Source organism: Roseovarius autotrophicus, assembly GCF_018069895.1.
GTDB lineage: Bacteria > Pseudomonadota > Alphaproteobacteria > Rhodobacterales > Rhodobacteraceae > Roseovarius > Roseovarius autotrophicus.
In genome coordinates this window covers 39,254-55,031 of the sequence record NZ_JAGQDH010000019.1, presented here as the reverse complement: position 1 = coordinate 55,031, position 15,778 = coordinate 39,254, and the positions used below count along the sequence as shown (strand labels likewise).

Sequence of the window (15,778 nt, the reverse complement as noted above, 5' to 3'; positions counted from 1 at the left end):
TCGCCTATCTCAACGCAACACTGACAGCGATCGCCAATGGCCATCCGCAAAGCGGCATCGACGACCTGCTGCCGTGGAACTTCAAGACGTCAAGCTAAGCTGCACGTGATGTCCAGCTAACGCTTACAGTCGGAATAGTCGGTGGTGATCACATTGGCCTGCGTGTCGGGGTGGTGGAAGGTGGTATAGACCACGCCGGGGCTGACGCGATCGGTCAGCCTGGCGCGCAGCGTGGTCTCGCCCGCGCGGCTGGCCAGCCGCACCCAATCGCCCTCTTTCACCCCGCGCACCTCGGCGTCATGCGGATGGATTTCCAGCACATCCTCCTCGTGCCAAACCACATTGGCGGTGCGCCGGGTCTGCGCGCCCACGTTATACTGGCTCAGAATCCGCCCGGTGGTCAGCAGCAGCGGGAAACGCGGGCCGGTTTTCTCATCGGTCGCCACATATTCGGTGACGATGAACCGCCCCTTGCCGCGCATGAACCCGTCCACATGCATGAGCGGCGTGCCCTCAGGGTTCGTCTCGTTGCAGGGCCATTGCACGCTGCCTTTCTCCTCCAGCAGGGCATAATCCACCCCGGCAAAGCTGGGCGTTGTGGCAGCGATCTCCTCCATGATCCGGGCCGGATGGGCATAGCTCCAGCCCGCGCCCATGGCATTGGCCAGCATCTGGGTAATCTCCCAATCGGCATAGCCGTTGAGCGGCGGGATCACCTTGCGCACGCGGTTGATGCGCCGCTCGGCATTGGTGAACGTCCCGTCCTTTTCCAGAAAGGTCGATCCGGGCAGGAAGACATGCGCGTAATTGGCAGTTTCGTTGAGAAAGAGATCATGCACGATGACGCAGTCCATCGCCGCCAGACCCGCCGCCACATGTTTGGTATCAGGGTCCGATTACAGGATGTCCTCACCCTGACAATAGAGTCCCTTGAAGGTGCCATCGACGGCGGCGTCAAGCATGTTGGGGATGCGCAAGCCCGGCTCCGCGTCGATCTGGACGCCCCACGCCTCTTCGAAGATCGCCCGCACCTCCGGCCCTTTGATGTGGCGATAGCCGGGCAGTTCATGCGGGAACGAGCCCATGTCGCAGGCCCCCTGCACGTTGTTCTGACCGCGCAACGGGTTCACCCCCACACCGGGTCGCCCGATATTGCCGGTCAGCATGGCAAGGTTGGCGATGCCCATGACGGTGGTCGAGCCTTGGGAATGTTCGGTCACGCCAAGCCCGTAATAGATCGCGCCATTGCCGCTCGTGGCAAAGAGGCGGGCCGCCGCGCGCAACTCGACCGGATCGACCCCGGTCAGCAGCGCCGTCGCCTCTGGCGAATGGCGCGGGTTGCTGATGAACTCGGCGTAATGCTGGAACTCGTCCCAATCACAGCGGGCTCGGATGAACGCCTCATCCATCAACCCCTCGGTCACGATCACATGCGCCAGCGCGCTGACCACGGCGACATTCGTGCCGGGACGCAGCGGCAGGTGATGCGCCGCCGCAATATGCGGCGATTTCACCAGATCGATCCGGCGCGGATCGACCACGATCAGCTTCGCGCCCGCGCGCAACCGCTTTTTCAGCCGCGAGGCAAAGACCGGGTGGCCATCGGTGGGATTGGCGCCAATGACGATGACCACATCGGTCTGCTCCACGCTGTCGAAATCCTGCGTGCCCGCCGAAGTGCCAAAGGTCTGGCCCAGCCCGTAGCCCGTGGGCGAATGACAGACGCGTGCGCAGGTATCGGTGTTGTTGTTGCCAAAGACCGCGCGCGCCAGTTTCTGCACCAGATAGGTCTCTTCGTTGGTGCAGCGCGAGGACGTGATCACGCCGATGGATTTCCTGCCATATTGCGCCTGAAGGCTGCGCATCCGGGTGGCGGCAAAACTCAAGGCCTCATCCCAAGAGACCTCGCGCCACGGATCGCTGATCCGCTCGCGGGTCATCGGCTTCAGGATGCGGTCCTTGTGATGGGCATAGCCATAGGCGAACCGGCCCTTGACGCAGCTATGCCCGCGATTGGCCTTGCCGTGTTTGTAGGGCACCATGCGCACCAATGTGTCGCCGTTCATCTCTGCCCTGAACGAACAGCCCACGCCGCAATAGGCGCAGGTGGTGATCACCGCGCGGTCGGGCGTGCCTATCTCGATGATGGATTTCTCCTGCAAGGCCGCTGTCGGGCAGGCCTGCACGCAGGCACCGCAGCTGACGCAATCCGAGGCAAGGAAATCGTCACCCGCGCCGCCCGCCTTGACCCGGCTGTCAAAGCCACGCCCCGCAATCGTCAGCGCGAATGTGCCCTGCACCTCTTCGCAGGCGCGCACACAGCGGTTGCAGACGATGCATTTGCTGGGGTCATAGCTGAAATAGGGATTGCTGTCGTCTTTCGGCAACCATTCCGGGTTGGCCTCGCCGCTGGTGGTGCGGGGCGCGAAATGGTTGACCATGCCGCCATTGTTTGGCGCCTCGTAGCGCACATCGCGCAGGCCGACGGCGCCCGCCATATCCTGCAACTCGCAATCGCCATTGGCTGAACAGGTCAGGCAATCAAGCGGGTGGTCAGAAATGTAAAGCTCCATCACGCCGCGGCGGATCTTGCGCACCTTGGCCGATCCGGTATGCACCACCATGCCGGGGGTGACAGGCGTGGTGCAGGACGCGGGCGTGCCGCGCCGCCCCTCGATTTCCACCACGCAAAGGCGGCAAGAGCCGAACGCCTCCAGATTGTCCGACGCGCAAAGCTTGGGAATGGGAATCCCCGCCTCGGCCGCCGCACGCAGCACCGATGTGCCCTCGGGCACGGTCACGGCCACGCCGTCGATCTCCAGCGTCACCGGCGCGCCTACTTTGGCGGGCGTGCCCATGTCGCGCTCAGTGGGAATGATGAAATCCTTCATGTCCGTCTCCTCAGCCCTTCATCGTTCCGGAAATACTCCGGGGGGTGCGGGGGGCGGCCCCCCCGCTCCGGTCGCGGCATTTTTCATGCCGCGATCCCGATCACTCAGCGGCCTCGCGCCGGGTGGCGAAATCGTCGGGAAAATGCGTTAGCGCGGACATGACCGGCAACGGCGTCAACCCGCCAAGCGCGCAGAGCGAGCCGTCCTTCATGGTCTCGCACAGATCGGTCAGAAGCGGGATCGCCGCCCCGTCGCCTGCCGCGATCCGGTCGATGGTCTCGACGCCCCGAACGGCCCCGATCCGGCAGGGCGTGCATTTGCCACAGCTTTCCACGGCGCAGAATTCCATCGCGAAGCGCGCCATCCCCAGCATGTCGGCGCCGTCGTCAAACACCACCAGACCGGCATGGCCCAACAGCCCACCCTTGGCGTCAAGCTCCTCATAGCCAAGGGCCGCGTCGAAATTACCGACCGGAATATAGGCCCCGAGCGGCCCACCCACCTGCACCGCCTTGACCGGGCGGCCTGTGAGGGTTCCGCCGCCAAGGTCATTGACCACCTCGCCCAAGGTGATGCCAAAGGCGGTCTCGAACAGGCCGCCGCGCGCCACATTGCCCGCGATCTGCAAGGTCACGGTGCCGCGCGACCGGCCAAGGCCGAAATCGGCATAATATGCCGCGCCCTTCTCGAAGATCACCGGCACCGTCGCCAGCGAAATCACATTGTTGACCACCGTGGGCCGCCCGAGGAACCCCTCCAAGGCGGGCAGCGGCGGCTTGGCGCGCACCACGCCGCGCTTGCCTTCAAGGCTGTTGAGAAGCGAGGTTTCCTCGCCACAGACATAGGCCCCGGCCCCCACGCGGATTTCCATGTCGAACGCACGCCCCGAGCCCAGCACATCCGCACCCAGAACCCCCGCCCCGCGCGCGATTTCAACCGCGCGGCGCATCACTGCGATAGCATCGGGATATTCCGAGCGCAGATAGACATAGCCGCGCGTCGCCCCCACCCCGAGACCGGCAATCGCCATGCCTTCGATCAGGGTAAAGGGGTCGCCCTCCATGATCATCCGGTCGGCGAATGTGCCACTGTCGCCCTCATCGGCATTGCAGACGATGTATTTCTGCGGCGCTTGCGCCTCCTGTACCGTCTTCCACTTGATGCCGGTCGGGAAGCCCGCGCCGCCGCGCCCGCGCAGCCCCGATCGGGTGACCTCGGCGACGATCCCGGCTCCGTCCATGCCAAGCGCGCGGCGCAGACCGGCCAGCCCGCCATGCGCCTCGTAATCGGCAAGGCTGAGCGGGTCGATCACGCCGACGCGGGCGAATGTCAGCCGCGTCTGCCGCCTCATCCAGTCCAGATCCGCGACCGGGCCAAGCGCCTTGACGCTGCTGCCGTCGAGAATGCCCGCCACATCGCCCACCGTCGCCGGGCCATAACCATGGCGCTCCCCGTCGATCTCGACCTCCACCAGCGGTTCCAGCCAGATCATGCCACGCGTGCCGGTGCGGATGATCTCAGCCTCGGGCGCGGCGGTGCGGATCGCGGTGGCCACCTCTTCGACGCCAAGTGCCTTGGCGGCGCTGTCCATGGGAATGTAAATCTTCATGCCCCCGCCTCCGCCAGAAGGGCATCCATCCGGGCGCTGTCCACCCGGCCCACCACCCGCCCGTCCAGCATCGCCGCAGGCGCACAGGCGCACAGGCCCAGGCAATAGACCGGCTCCACCGTCACCGCGCCATTCGCGGTGGTGCCGCGCCATTCAAGGCCCAGTTTCGCCAGCGTCGCCTCGGCCAACGCCGCACCACCCACCGCCTGACAGGCCTCGGCCCGGCAAATCCTGAGCACATGCCGCCCGGCGGGCTTGGCGCGGAAATCGTGGTAAAAGCTGATCACGCCATGCAGTTCCGCACGGCTGATATTGAGCGCCTCGGCGATCGGGCGATGCGCCGCCTCGGGGATATGGCCGCAGGCCTCCTGCATCGCGTGCAGGATCGGCAAAAGCGGCCCCTCAAGGTGAAGATGCGCGCGCAGGATGGCGTCTATCTCGTCAGCGGCGGGTTCGGTCATGGCTGGCCTCTTGCAGTTGCTGAGACCAGTCAATCACAGGCATTAATCCGTGATCAATATCGCTATTCGGTTATTTGATAGACGCAGCCTATCAATCCGTGCCTGCCAGCTTGCGCGCCTCGCGCAGAAGACTTTGCAGCACGGGCGTATGCGGCTCGCGCCATGGCGCGACAAGCCCGACCAGATGGGCCGGTTCCGACCCAGACAGCGGCACCAGCCGCACCGCCTTGCCGACAGCGTGGAACCGCGCCGCATCCTCGGGCAGGACCGTCACCCAGTCACCGCTTTCCACCGTGGACATCAGCACCACGGTAGAATTCGACTCGATGCGCGGCTCTGGGGTCACATCGACCGCGGCGAAGTTGCGGTTGATGATCCGGCGGTTCTGCATGTCGGGTGTCAGCAAGCACAGCCGCTCTTGCGCCAGTTCCTCCCACCCCACCGAGGACCGCCCGGCAAGGCGCGAACCTTCACCGCAAACCAGCATGTAGCGTTCGGCATAAAGCGGCTCGGTGCTCACGCGGCCCATCGGTTCGTTGTCGAGATACGAGATACCTGCGTCGATATCGAGATTGTCGAGCATGGACAGGATCTCGACCGAAGTGCGCGACAGGATGGTGAAACGCACATTGGGGTGTCTGGCGGTGAAGCGGTGACACAGCCGCGCCGCCCATGTCAGCGCCGTCGGGATCGCCGCAATGCGGACCTGCCCCGACAGGCCATGCCGCTTGGCGCGCATCTCCTCGCGCAACTGCCGCGCATCCCCCACGATCTTGCGCGCCCAGACCAGCGCCGCTTGCCCCTCTGGCGTCAGCCCGCCATAGCGCGAGCCACGAAAGATGAGCTGGACGCCCAACTGTTCCTCAAGCTGCTTGATCCCGGCCGAAAGCGACGGTTGCGTAATTCCGATGCTGAGCGCTGCGCGCCCGAAATGCCCTTCCTTCGCCACCGCGATGAACATCTCCAGCTTGTCGAGCATGACAGGCCACTTCTATTGGATGACTGATTCACAATAGAAAAACAGCAATAAAGCCGCCGATCAAGCGCCGATGCGCAAAATCACGGATCAAGCGTGACCCGGCGGGTGCTCTTTCCCCACCCGTCCACCGAGCAATGCGCGCGGACAAAGATCTCGCGCGTGCCATCAGGCAGGTCGAGATTGTTCAGGGCGCGCGTGAACGGTTGCTCGGTCACATGCGGATGGAGCAGCACACGATAGCCAAGCCGGTTGCCTTTCGCATCAAGCACCTCCCAGCCGTCCGCGTAATGATCCCAGCCGGTATCGGGATGGGCAAGCGTCACATCCACCCGGTGCGACATGCCCGACTTTCTGACCGCAGCGTCCAGGATATCGGGCTCTGCCGCCGCAACGGGTGAGGCGACAAGACAAGCAGTCAGGGCGGGCACGATCCATCTCATGCGCAAGACATAGCGCCGTGCGCGGCGATTCAAACTCACATATCCGTGCGCACATCGTCGGCGCGCATCAGCACGGCACGCGATTCAGAGGCGAACTCGCGCCGCAACAGCACCCCGAGCGTAAGCGCCACGGCCAGCAGAAGCGCCCATGCGCCCAGCAACCAAGCCGCCCCCGCCAACGCGAAATAAAGCGCCCGCAAGCCGCGATTGAAGCCGCGCGCTGCGGTGATGTTGATCTCGCCCGCTTTCTGCGCGCGCGGCAGCGCCGCCGGGTCAGCCGGGTCATTCGGCACCGCCGCCATGACCACGGCGCAATAGCCGAAAAGCCGGTTCGACCAGACGAATTTCAGGAACGCATTGGTCAGGAAGATGATCACGGTGAGGATCTTCACCTCCCAGACGATCACGGGATCGTTGCCCGTGGTCAGATCATCGGCAATCCCGATCAGCCGCTCCACATCCCCCAGAAGCGCCAGCGCGCCACCTATGGCAATAAGCGTGGCCGAGGCAAAGAACGATGTGCCCTGCCGCAACTGCCCGATGACCTGCGAATCAAAGATGCGCGGGTCGCGGGCGACGAACTGCACCATCCATTCGCGACGATACTGCGCCATCAGGTTCGAGGTAGAGGGAAAGCGCGCGGGCGCGTGCTCGATCAGGAGCGTGACGCCCGCCCATCCCGCGATGAGCGCCGCCACAGCCCAGAGGTCCAGCGCGGTGAAATGCCCGAGCGCCCGTGTCAGTTGCTCCATCACTCAGAACGGGCGCACGACAACGACCCAGAGCACGGCAATCGCCCCCAGGACGCTGATTTCATTGAAGACGCGCAAGTATCGGTCGCTCTCGGTAAAGACGCCGCGCCGCGCCCGCAGAACCAGCCGTCCGGTCCAACCGTAATGCACGGCGAGCGCCAGAACGAGCGCCAGCTTGAGATGCGTCCAGACCGGCCAGCCGAGCGCATGGGCAAGATAAAGCCCGGAGGCGATGGCGATGACACCCAGCCCCAGCGAAAAGCGGTAAAGTCGGATCGTGAGATCACCAAGGGGGCCGAATTCGCCCAGCCTGTCCCATTCGCGATGCCAGTAGATGAGCGCGCGTGGCACGGCGAAAATCGACGTCATCCAGCCCATGACACAAAGAATGTGAATGATCTTGACCCAGTCCATGTGCGATGACTGCCCGAGCGCACGCCAACGCGCAAGCCTTCGCACGCGGCACGGGAAAAAAGACTCGCGCAGCGCCAGAATTGGTTATATAGATTTACCAATTCAGGGAGGTATGATCATGCAGATGCCCGAGCCGAACCCCGCGATCCTCTCGCGCAAGGCCGATCTGGTTGCGCGCCTGCGCACGGTCCTGCCCACCGACGCGGTGATTTCGGACCCGGCGGAAACCCGCGCCTATGAATGCGACGCGCTCACCGCCTACAAATGCCCGCCCATGGCCGCGATCCTGCCCGCCTCGACACGGGAAGTGTCGGATGCGCTGCGTATCTGTCACGACATGGGTGTGCCGGTGGTGCCGCGCGGCTCGGGTACCTCGCTTGCAGGCGGCGCGCTGCCCACGGCTGATAGCGTGATCCTCGGCGTGGCGCGCATGAACGCGGTGCTCGAAACCGACTATGAAAACCGCTTCATTCGCGTGCAGACCGGGCGCACCAATCTTTCCGTCACCGGTGCGGTGGAGGAGCACGGTTTCTTCTACGCCCCCGACCCCTCATCGCAGCTTGCCTGCGCCATCGCCGGCAATATCGCGATGAATTCGGGCGGTGCGCATTGCCTGAAATACGGCGTGACCACCAACAACCTGATGGGCGTGACCATGGTGCTGATGGATGGCACCGTGATCGAGTTGGGCGGCGCATATCTCGATGCGGCGGGCTATGATCTTCTGGGCCTTGTCTGCGGCTCCGAGGGGCAATTGGGGGTTGTGACCGAGGCCACCCTGCGCATCCTGCGCAAACCCGAGGGCGCGCGGCCCGTGCTGATCGGGTTCGACAGCAACGAGGTCGCCGGGGCCTGCGTCTCAGACATCATCAAGGCGGGCGTGCTGCCCGTAGCGATCGAGTTCATGGACCGCCCCTGCATTCGCGCCACCGAGGATTTCGCCCATGCGGGCTATCCCGATTGCGAGGCGCTGCTGATTGTCGAGGTGGAAGGGTCCGAGGCCGAGATCGACGCGCAACTGGCGCTGATCGAGGACATCGCCCGCTGCCATGACCCGGTGGAACTGCGCCAGAGCAAATCGGCCGAGGAGAGCGCCAAGATCTGGCTGGGCCGCAAATCCGCCTTCGGGGCCATGGGACAGATCAACGATTACATGTGCCTAGACGGCACCATCCCGGTCAGCGCGCTGCCGCTCGTGCTGCGTCGCATCGACGAGATGTCGAAGGAATTCGGCCTCGACGTGGCCAATGTGTTCCATGCGGGCGATGGCAACATGCACCCGCTCATTCTGTTTGACGCCAACAAGCCCGGCGATCTGGAACTGTGCGAGGCGTTCGGCGCGGAAATCCTCAAGCTCTGCGTCGAAGTGGGCGGCTGTCTGACCGGCGAGCATGGCGTGGGCATCGAAAAGCGCGACCTGATGGCCCATCAATACGCCCCCGACGATCTGGCCGCGCAGATGGATGTCAAGGACGTGTTCGATCCGGCCTGGCTTTTGAACCCTGCCAAGGTCTTCCCGCTTGAGGCGTCCGAGGCGCGGCGCGCGGCCTGACACTGTCGCACCGGGGGCGCTGCCCCCGGACCCCCGGGATATTTTCAGCCAGAAGAAGCAGCATGACACCCCAGACAGAGCCGGAACTCGCCGAGATCATCAAAGCGGCCGACGCGCCATTGCGCATAGAAGGCGGTGGGACGCGGCCTATCGGCGGGCAGACCAACGGCGCGCGGGTCTCGATCGCGGCCATGCGCGGGATCGAGCTTTACGAGCCGGGCGCCCTGACGCTGGTGGCGCGCGCGGGCACACCGCTGGAAGAGGTGGAGGCGGCCCTGGCGAACGAGGGGCAGCGCCTCGCATTCGAGCCGATGGATCATCGCGGGTTGCTGGAAACGACCGGCACGCCCACCATCGGCGGGGTGGTCGCCGCCAATGTGAGCGGGCCGCGCCGCGTGCAGGCCGGGGCCTGTCGCGATTTCCTTCTGGGTGTGCGCTTTGTCGATGGCACCGGGCGAATCGTCAAGAATGGCGGGCGCGTGATGAAGAACGTCACCGGCTATGATCTGGTCAAGCTGATGGCGGGCAGCCATGGCACCTTGGGCGTGCTGACCGAGGTGGCGCTCAAGGTGCTGCCCGCGCCGCAAGCGGCGGCGACGCTTGCCTTGAACGGGCTGGATGACACACAGGCGATCACGGCGCTTTCCCGCGCGCTCGCCTCGCCCTTCGAGGTCTCGGGCGCGGCGCATCTTCCGGGCAAGGCGACGCTTCTGCGGATCGAGGGCTTTGCCGGCTCGGTCGCCTATCGGGCAGAGCGCCTTGCCACGCTGCTGGCCCCGTTCGGCGCGGTCGCGGTCGAGACCGACGCCGAAGCGGTCGCCGCCATGTGGCGCGGCATTCGCGACGTGGCCACCTTCCACGGGCGCGCAGGCGATGTGTGGCGGCTCTCGGTCAAGCCATCGGATGCGCCGGGGATCGTGGCCGGGCTGCGCGGGGTCGAGGCGCTTTACGATTGGGGCGGGGGTCTTGTCTGGCTGCTTGCGCCCGAAGGACGCGCGAACACGATCCGCGCCGGCGTGGACGCGAAAGGCGGCCATGCCACGCGGGTGCGCGGCGAAGGGACCGATGCCTTTCACCCGCTGCCCAAACCGGTGGCCGCCCTTCAGGCCGGTCTGCGGCAGCGGTTCGATCCGCGTGGCCTGCTCAATCCCGGCCTGATGGCCCGCGTGTGAGGAAGAGCACATGAAAACCGAGTTCACGGCAGAGCAACTGGCCGATCCGAAAATCGCCCGCGCCAACGAGATCCTGCGCGCCTGCGTGCATTGCGGTTTCTGCACCGCGACCTGCCCGACCTATCAGGTTCTGGGCGACGAGTTGGACAGCCCGCGAGGCCGCATCTATCTTATCAAGGACATGCTGGAAAACGACCGCGTGCCGGATGAAAAGACCGTCAAGCATATCGACCGCTGCCTGTCGTGCCTGGCCTGCATGACCACCTGCCCCTCGGGCGTGCACTACATGCACCTGGTCGATCAGGCACGCGAATATATCGAGGAGCGGTATCAGCGCCCCTTGGGCGACCGTATGATTCGCTGGATCCTCGCGCGGATCCTGCCCTATCCGATGCGGTTCCGCGTGGCGCTTCTGGGGGCCAGGATCGGGCGGCCCTTCGCCCGGCTCGTTCCCGATGCCCGCCTGCGCGCGATGCTGGAGATGGCCCCGAAACACATCCCCCCCGTCAGCCGCAACGACGACCCGCAGACCTTCGCCCCCAAGGGGGCGCGCAGGATGCGGGTGGCGCTTATGACCGGCTGTGCGCAGCGCGCGCTCAACACCGACATCAACGATGCCACCATCCGGCTGCTGACGCGGCTCGGCTGCGAGGTGGTGGTAGCCCGTGGCGCGGGCTGTTGCGGGGCACTGACGCATCACATGGGCAAAACCGCCGAAAGCCACGCGACGGCGGCCGGAAACATCCGCGCCTGGGCGCGCGAGATGGATGGGGACGGTCTTGACGCCATCGTGATCAACACCTCCGGCTGCGGCACCACGGTCAAGGATTACGGCCACATGTTCCGCCTCGAGCCGCTGGCGGATGACGCCGCGCGCGTCAGCGCCATCGCCATGGATGTGAGCGAAGTGCTGATGAAGCTCGACCTGCCGGAGGGGGGCGACAAGGGCCTCACCGTCGCCTATCACGCCGCCTGCTCGCTGCAACACGGGCAGAAGATCAAGAGCTTTCCCAAGGATCTGCTGCGCCGCGCCGGTTTTACCGTGGCCGAGCCCGCCGACAGCCATCTGTGCTGCGGCTCGGCGGGCACCTACAACCTGATGCAGCCCGCGATCTCGAAACAGTTGAAGGACCGCAAGCTGCGCACGCTGGAGGCGGTCAAGCCCGATGTGATCGCCGCCGGCAATATCGGCTGCATGATGCAGATCGGCTCTGGCACGCCCGTTCCGGTGGTCCACACCGTCGAGTTGCTGGACTGGGCCACCGGCGGGCCGCAGCCGCCCGCGATGCTGCGCGCCGCCGAAGGGCACGGCGGGGTTCCCATCCTGCGTTGAACATGGTCATATTCTGGCCCGAAACCCTTGCTAACCGGTGAGTGTGTTCAGGGACCCGGAGAGACCATGCTGCGCGCGCTTGCCCTTCTTGCCTGCCTTGCCACGCCGCTTGCCGCACAGGACAGCCGCCTTGAACGGCTGGACATGGGCGACTCCGCCCGCGCATGGGAGGCGGTGGGGCGGCTGGAACTGGGCGGGCGCGGGTTCTGCACCGGGGCGCTTGTCGCGCCCGATCTGGTGCTGACGGCGGCGCATTGCCTCTATGACAAGGTGACGGGCGCGCGGCTCGATCCCGCGCGGATCGAGTTCATGGCCGGCTGGCGCAACGGTCGGGCCGCCGCCTATCGCTCGGTGCGCCGCGCCGTCACCCATCCCGACTATGATTTCGCGGCCGCTGTCACACCCGAACGGGTTCGCAACGATGTCGCGTTGCTGGAGCTTTACCACCCGATCCGCAACACCCACGTCACCCCGTTCGAGACCGATCAGCGCCCGCGTGAGGGCCAGAAGATCGGCGTGGTCAGCTATGCGCGCGACCGCTCCGAAGCCCCGTCCCTGCAAGAGGTCTGCGAGGTGCTGGCGCGGCAGGGCGGGGTTCTGGTCATGTCCTGCGACGTGAATTTCGGCTCATCCGGCGCGCCGGTGTTTTCGTTCGAGGGCGGGCAGGCGCGCATCGTCTCGGTGGTCTCGGCCATGGCCGAGGTGGACGGGCGCAAGGTCGCGCTTGGCACGCAATTGCTGGAACCGCTCGACACGCTGCGCGCGGCGCTTGACGCAGGCCAGGGCGTGTTTCAGGAGGCCGCGCCGAAAATGCTGTCCTCGGGGACGCGCCGCGACACCGGGGCCAAGTTCTCCCGGCCATGAGGGCGCTGATTGCTTTCGCCTTGACGGTGATGGTTGGTGGCTCCGCGCTCGCGCAAAGCGGGCTTGACCGACTGACCCAACGCGACCAGCTTTTCGGCTGGGAGGCGGTGGGTCGCCTTGACATCGGGCGCGCGGGCTATTGCACCGGCGTGCTTATCGCCCCCGACCAGGTGCTGACGGCGGCGCATTGCCTTTTTGATGCCGCCCGCGCGCCCGTGCCTGCCGACGACCTGCGCTTTCGCGCAGGGCTGCGCGACGGGCTGGCGATCGCCGAAAGCGGGGTGAGCGGCTATGCCGTGGCCGCGGGCTATGATCCGGCGCGCGGGATGACCGCGCAGAACGTGCGACGCGACGCAGCACTTTTGCGCCTCGTCACCCCGATCCCGAGCGCCACAGCCGCACCTTTCGCACTTCATGGCGCGCCCGCGCCGGGACAGCGGGTCAGCCTCGTGTCCTATGGCAGCGACCGCGACGAGGCCCCGTCCTGGCAGCGCGATTGCGGGCTGCTCTGGCGGCAGGAGGGGTTGATGGCGTTTGACTGCGACGTGATATTCGGCTCATCGGGCGCGCCGGTCTTTGCCCGCTCTGGCAGTCGCGCACGCATCCTCTCGCTGGTGAGCGGCGGCACCACCGAGGGCCGTCAGGTGGCCTTCGGCATGGACCTGCCCGCACTTGTCGAAGACCTGAAACGCGACCTGCGCACCATCGGCGCCACCCCCGCCACCCCTGGTTTCAAGCGCGCCACGGTCGGAGAGGGCCGCGCTTCGGGCGCGCGCTTCGCCCGACCCTGAGACCCCTTTCCGGGGTCTTGACAGCCCTGCTGCCCCTTCCCACATCATAGCCGTTCCGGTGCCTTCAAGGGCCGGACACATGCGCCTGTCCCCGCAGGGGAAGGCAAATTTGTTATCGCTTCAAGGAGGATGACCATGCGTAACTTCGATCTTGCACCGCTCTACAGGGCCACTGTCGGTTTCGACCAGATCGCCGATCTGCTCGACCGGGTGATGGCCAGCGACGTGACCCAACCCACTTATCCGCCCTACAACATCGAAAAGACCGCCGACGATGCCTATCGCATCTCGATCGCCGTGGCGGGCTTTGCCGCCGAGGATCTCTCGGTCGAGGTGAAGGAGGGCGCGCTTGTGGTCTCCGCGCGCAAGCGCGACGAGGACGAGGGCCGCACCTACCTGCATCGCGGCATCGCCACCCGCGCCTTCGAGCGGCGCTTTCAGCTTGCCGATCATGTCCGCGTGACCGGGGCGAGCCATGCCGACGGGATGCTCCATATCGAGCTTGCCCGCGAGGTGCCCGAGGCCCTCAAACCCCGCCGCATCGCCATCGCCAGCACCGGAACGGCATCCGACAAGGACGTGATCGACGCCGAAAAGGTGAACTGATCGCGCAAAAACAAGGCCCGGTCGGACCGACCGGGCCTTATGTCCTTATGCGGCTTTGGCTACCCCTGTCACGGGCGGCGCTTCCTCGATCAAGGCGCGGTGCAAAGCGGCGATTCCGGCGTCCAATGCCTCTGCCGCGATGACGAATTGCACGTCCACGCCGCGCGGCGTCTGATGGGCGGCGACCACCTCGATATCCGCCTCTTCCAGCGCGCTCAGGCCCCGGCTCAGCACCCTCAGGCCCTTGAGGTCGCGCCCGATAGGCGACACCAGCGCCAGGGTCCGCGCCGAAACCTGCGACGCTGGATAGAGCGCCTCCAGATCCCGCGCCACCCGCCGCACCGTCTTGAGCGAGGCCTGCACGTAATGGGTGATCGTATTGGCGTTCGAGGTCTTGGAGACGATCCAGACATTGTGCCGCTTGAGGGCGTCCAGAATGGCCGCGTCATAACCCTTGACGCCCACCATGTCCTGCTCGAACAGCTCCAGCGCCACCACCTTGAGGCCGGTCACGATCTCCACCGCCGGTGTCTCTGTCGGCTGGTCGTCGATCAGCGTGCCGGGATCGCCGGGATCGAACGCATTCGTCACCCGCAACGGCACCTCGGCCTGACGCAGCGTCTTGGCCGCCTTGGGGTGGATCGCCTCCATCCCCAGATTCGAGAGCTGATCGGCCACATCGTAATTCGTGTGCCCCAGCTTGCGCACGGCACCCTCACCCACCAGTTTCGGATCGGCCGAGGACAGGTGAAATTCCTTGTGGATGATCGCCTCGCGCGCGCCGGTATGGGCGGCGATGCGGGCGAATGTCACCTCGGAATAGCCCCGGTCGAACTCTCGCATCAACCCTTCGGAGCATTGCGCATAGCCGGTGACGATCGGCATCTCGGTGCTCAGGTCCACATCCCGCAGCCCCGCCGCGATCCGTTCGGAAAGCGAGTGCTCGCTCTCGTCGCGCCAGCCGCTGAGGTCGATGAACCGCGCATTCACGCCGGCCCGCTGCAACAGCAGGGTGGTGGCAAAGGCCGAATGCGCCTCGCCCAGACCCGAGAGCAATTCGCGGATGACCATCATGTGATCGCCAAGCCGGAAATGCCCGTAAGAGCACAGCCGTTGAAGATCAAAGAGGCAGGACCGCGCCCCCTCGATCCGCTCGCGCACGAATTCGTCCGCCATGCTGCGGTCTCCGGGGTTGTCGAGGATGTCGCCATGCGCCGCGCGCATGGCGCGCCCCACCTCGGTCAGCGCATCAAGCCAGCCGTGATCGTCGTCATTGTTGGCAAAGCGCGCATAGACCCCCGGCTGCCCGGATTTCTTGTGCTCCAAGAGCAGGTTGGTGATCCCGCCAAAGGCCGAGACCACGAACACGCGCCCATAAAGCGCCGCGCCCGTGCGATCCCCGATAAAGAGCGTGTCGAGCAATTCGGCGACACGGCTCATCGACGTGCCGCCGATCTTCTCGACGGTATGGGTTGGTAAGGTCATATTCCTCTTGCCGGGGTCATTGCCCCGACCCTCTCAGCTTGTTTCAAGCGCGTAAGAGCCATCGGCCTGATGCACTTCCTTGCCGGTCACGGGCGGATTGAAGCAGCAGGCCATCACAAGCTCTTCCGTGGCGCGCAGCGTGTGGCGATCATGCTTGTCCAGCGCATACATGACACCGGGCTTGATCTCATGCGTCTCGCCGGTGGCCAGATCGGTGATCGAGCCGGTGCCCTGCATGCAATAGACGCTCTCGAAATGGTTCTTGTATTCGAACGTGTGCTCCGATCCCGGCTCAAGGAAGGTGATGTGGAACGAAAACCCCATCCCGTCATCGGCCAGAAGCATCCGCACGCTTGACCATTGCGCGTCCGAGACGACGCGCTCGCGCTCGCTTGCCACGATCTTGTTAAAATCCCTCACGATCATCCG

15 protein-coding genes and 1 pseudogene are annotated in these 15,778 nt (G+C 65.3%); 7 read left to right on the top strand and 9 right to left on the bottom strand.

Features of this window, described 5'->3' with window-relative positions; translation table 11 throughout:
• The coding region (locus KAK09_RS19145) for a transposase domain-containing protein (protein WP_210879786.1) at window positions 1-98 on the top strand (98 nt) is incomplete at its 5' end.
• Window positions 99-128: 30 nt separating this feature from the next.
• Here KAK09_RS19145 and fdhF read toward each other — a convergent pair.
• From fdhF to KAK09_RS15130, 7 genes and pseudogenes are all read right to left on the bottom strand, one after another.
• Window positions 129-2,891, bottom strand: a pseudogene (gene fdhF / locus KAK09_RS15160) (formate dehydrogenase subunit alpha); the annotation flags it as partial.
• 100 nt (window positions 2,892-2,991) lie between these two features.
• Window positions 2,992-4,500, bottom strand: coding sequence for an NADH-ubiquinone oxidoreductase-F iron-sulfur binding region domain-containing protein (locus KAK09_RS15155; protein ID WP_210879782.1), 1,509 nt, complete (start codon window positions 4,498-4,500; stop codon window positions 2,992-2,994).
• The gene (locus KAK09_RS15150; RefSeq protein WP_210879781.1) at window positions 4,497-4,961 is read right to left on the bottom strand and encodes a formate dehydrogenase subunit gamma; all 465 of its coding nucleotides are present in this window, start codon (window positions 4,959-4,961) and stop codon (window positions 4,497-4,499) included. The genes KAK09_RS15155 and KAK09_RS15150 overlap by 4 nt, the downstream gene beginning before the upstream one ends.
• A gap of 91 nt (window positions 4,962-5,052) precedes the next feature.
• Window positions 5,053-5,940 carry a LysR family transcriptional regulator gene (locus KAK09_RS15145; RefSeq protein WP_210879780.1) on the bottom strand — a complete coding sequence of 296 codons (888 nt, stop codon included), beginning with the start codon at window positions 5,938-5,940 and terminating at the stop codon, window positions 5,053-5,055.
• A gap of 80 nt (window positions 5,941-6,020) precedes the next feature.
• The gene (locus tag KAK09_RS15140; RefSeq protein ID WP_418895541.1) at window positions 6,021-6,368 is read right to left on the bottom strand and encodes a hypothetical protein; all 348 of its coding nucleotides are present in this window, start codon (window positions 6,366-6,368) and stop codon (window positions 6,021-6,023) included.
• Window positions 6,369-6,415: 47 nt separating this feature from the next.
• Window positions 6,416-7,132, bottom strand: a complete 717-nt coding sequence (locus KAK09_RS15135; RefSeq protein WP_210879778.1) for a DUF599 domain-containing protein — start codon at window positions 7,130-7,132, stop codon at window positions 6,416-6,418.
• Window positions 7,133-7,135: 3 nt separating this feature from the next.
• Window positions 7,136-7,546 (bottom strand): CopD family protein, encoded by a 411-nt coding sequence (locus KAK09_RS15130; RefSeq protein WP_210879777.1) that lies wholly within the window; start codon window positions 7,544-7,546, stop codon window positions 7,136-7,138.
• Window positions 7,547-7,664: 118 nt separating this feature from the next.
• Between KAK09_RS15130 and KAK09_RS15125 the strand changes: the two genes are divergently transcribed.
• From KAK09_RS15125 to KAK09_RS15100, 6 genes are all read left to right on the top strand, one after another.
• Window positions 7,665-9,098, top strand: a complete 1,434-nt coding sequence (locus KAK09_RS15125) for an FAD-linked oxidase C-terminal domain-containing protein (RefSeq protein ID WP_210879776.1) — start codon at window positions 7,665-7,667, stop codon at window positions 9,096-9,098.
• 62 nt (window positions 9,099-9,160) lie between these two features.
• Window positions 9,161-10,270 carry a glycolate oxidase subunit GlcE gene (gene glcE / locus KAK09_RS15120; RefSeq protein ID WP_210879775.1) on the top strand — a complete coding sequence of 370 codons (1,110 nt, stop codon included), beginning with the start codon at window positions 9,161-9,163 and terminating at the stop codon, window positions 10,268-10,270.
• A gap of 10 nt (window positions 10,271-10,280) precedes the next feature.
• Window positions 10,281-11,603, top strand: a complete 1,323-nt coding sequence (gene glcF / locus KAK09_RS15115; protein ID WP_210879774.1) for a glycolate oxidase subunit GlcF — start codon at window positions 10,281-10,283, stop codon at window positions 11,601-11,603.
• A gap of 66 nt (window positions 11,604-11,669) precedes the next feature.
• Window positions 11,670-12,467 (top strand): trypsin-like serine peptidase, encoded by a 798-nt coding sequence (locus KAK09_RS15110; RefSeq protein WP_210879773.1) that lies wholly within the window; start codon window positions 11,670-11,672, stop codon window positions 12,465-12,467.
• Window positions 12,464-13,258: a trypsin-like serine peptidase gene (locus tag KAK09_RS15105; RefSeq protein WP_210879772.1), complete on the top strand. Its 795-nt coding sequence runs from the start codon at window positions 12,464-12,466 to the stop codon at window positions 13,256-13,258. The genes KAK09_RS15110 and KAK09_RS15105 overlap by 4 nt, the downstream gene beginning before the upstream one ends.
• A 135-nt stretch (window positions 13,259-13,393) precedes the next feature.
• Entirely contained in the window at window positions 13,394-13,864 is a 471-nt protein-coding gene (locus KAK09_RS15100; protein WP_210879771.1) for an Hsp20 family protein, read from the top strand.
• 45 nt (window positions 13,865-13,909) lie between these two features.
• Here KAK09_RS15100 and KAK09_RS15095 read toward each other — a convergent pair whose 3' ends face one another.
• Window positions 13,910-15,349: an aspartate kinase gene (locus KAK09_RS15095; RefSeq protein WP_210879770.1), complete on the bottom strand. Its 1,440-nt coding sequence runs from the start codon at window positions 15,347-15,349 to the stop codon at window positions 13,910-13,912.
• 33 nt (window positions 15,350-15,382) lie between these two features.
• Window positions 15,383-15,775: an ectoine synthase gene (locus KAK09_RS15090; protein ID WP_210879769.1), complete on the bottom strand. Its 393-nt coding sequence runs from the start codon at window positions 15,773-15,775 to the stop codon at window positions 15,383-15,385.
• Window positions 15,776-15,778 lie beyond the last annotated feature (3 nt).

Coding starts and splice junctions, on each gene's coding strand:
- KAK09_RS15130 (WP_210879777.1), bottom strand. CDS start 7,546: ATGGACTGGGTCAAGATCATTCACATTCTTTGTGTCATGGGCTGGATG.
- KAK09_RS15105 (WP_210879772.1), top strand. CDS start 12,464: ATGAGGGCGCTGATTGCTTTCGCCTTGACGGTGATGGTTGGTGGCTCC.
- KAK09_RS15125 (WP_210879776.1), top strand. CDS start 7,665: ATGCAGATGCCCGAGCCGAACCCCGCGATCCTCTCGCGCAAGGCCGAT.
- KAK09_RS15150 (WP_210879781.1), bottom strand. CDS start 4,961: ATGACCGAACCCGCCGCTGACGAGATAGACGCCATCCTGCGCGCGCAT.
- KAK09_RS15100 (WP_210879771.1), top strand. CDS start 13,394: ATGCGTAACTTCGATCTTGCACCGCTCTACAGGGCCACTGTCGGTTTC.
- KAK09_RS15090 (WP_210879769.1), bottom strand. CDS start 15,775: ATGATCGTGAGGGATTTTAACAAGATCGTGGCAAGCGAGCGCGAGCGC.
- glcE (WP_210879775.1), top strand. CDS start 9,161: ATGACACCCCAGACAGAGCCGGAACTCGCCGAGATCATCAAAGCGGCC.
- KAK09_RS15155 (WP_210879782.1), bottom strand. CDS start 4,500: ATGAAGATTTACATTCCCATGGACAGCGCCGCCAAGGCACTTGGCGTC.
- KAK09_RS15110 (WP_210879773.1), top strand. CDS start 11,670: ATGCTGCGCGCGCTTGCCCTTCTTGCCTGCCTTGCCACGCCGCTTGCC.
- glcF (WP_210879774.1), top strand. CDS start 10,281: ATGAAAACCGAGTTCACGGCAGAGCAACTGGCCGATCCGAAAATCGCC.
- KAK09_RS15095 (WP_210879770.1), bottom strand. CDS start 15,349: ATGACCTTACCAACCCATACCGTCGAGAAGATCGGCGGCACGTCGATG.
- KAK09_RS15135 (WP_210879778.1), bottom strand. CDS start 7,132: ATGGAGCAACTGACACGGGCGCTCGGGCATTTCACCGCGCTGGACCTC.
- KAK09_RS15145 (WP_210879780.1), bottom strand. CDS start 5,940: ATGCTCGACAAGCTGGAGATGTTCATCGCGGTGGCGAAGGAAGGGCAT.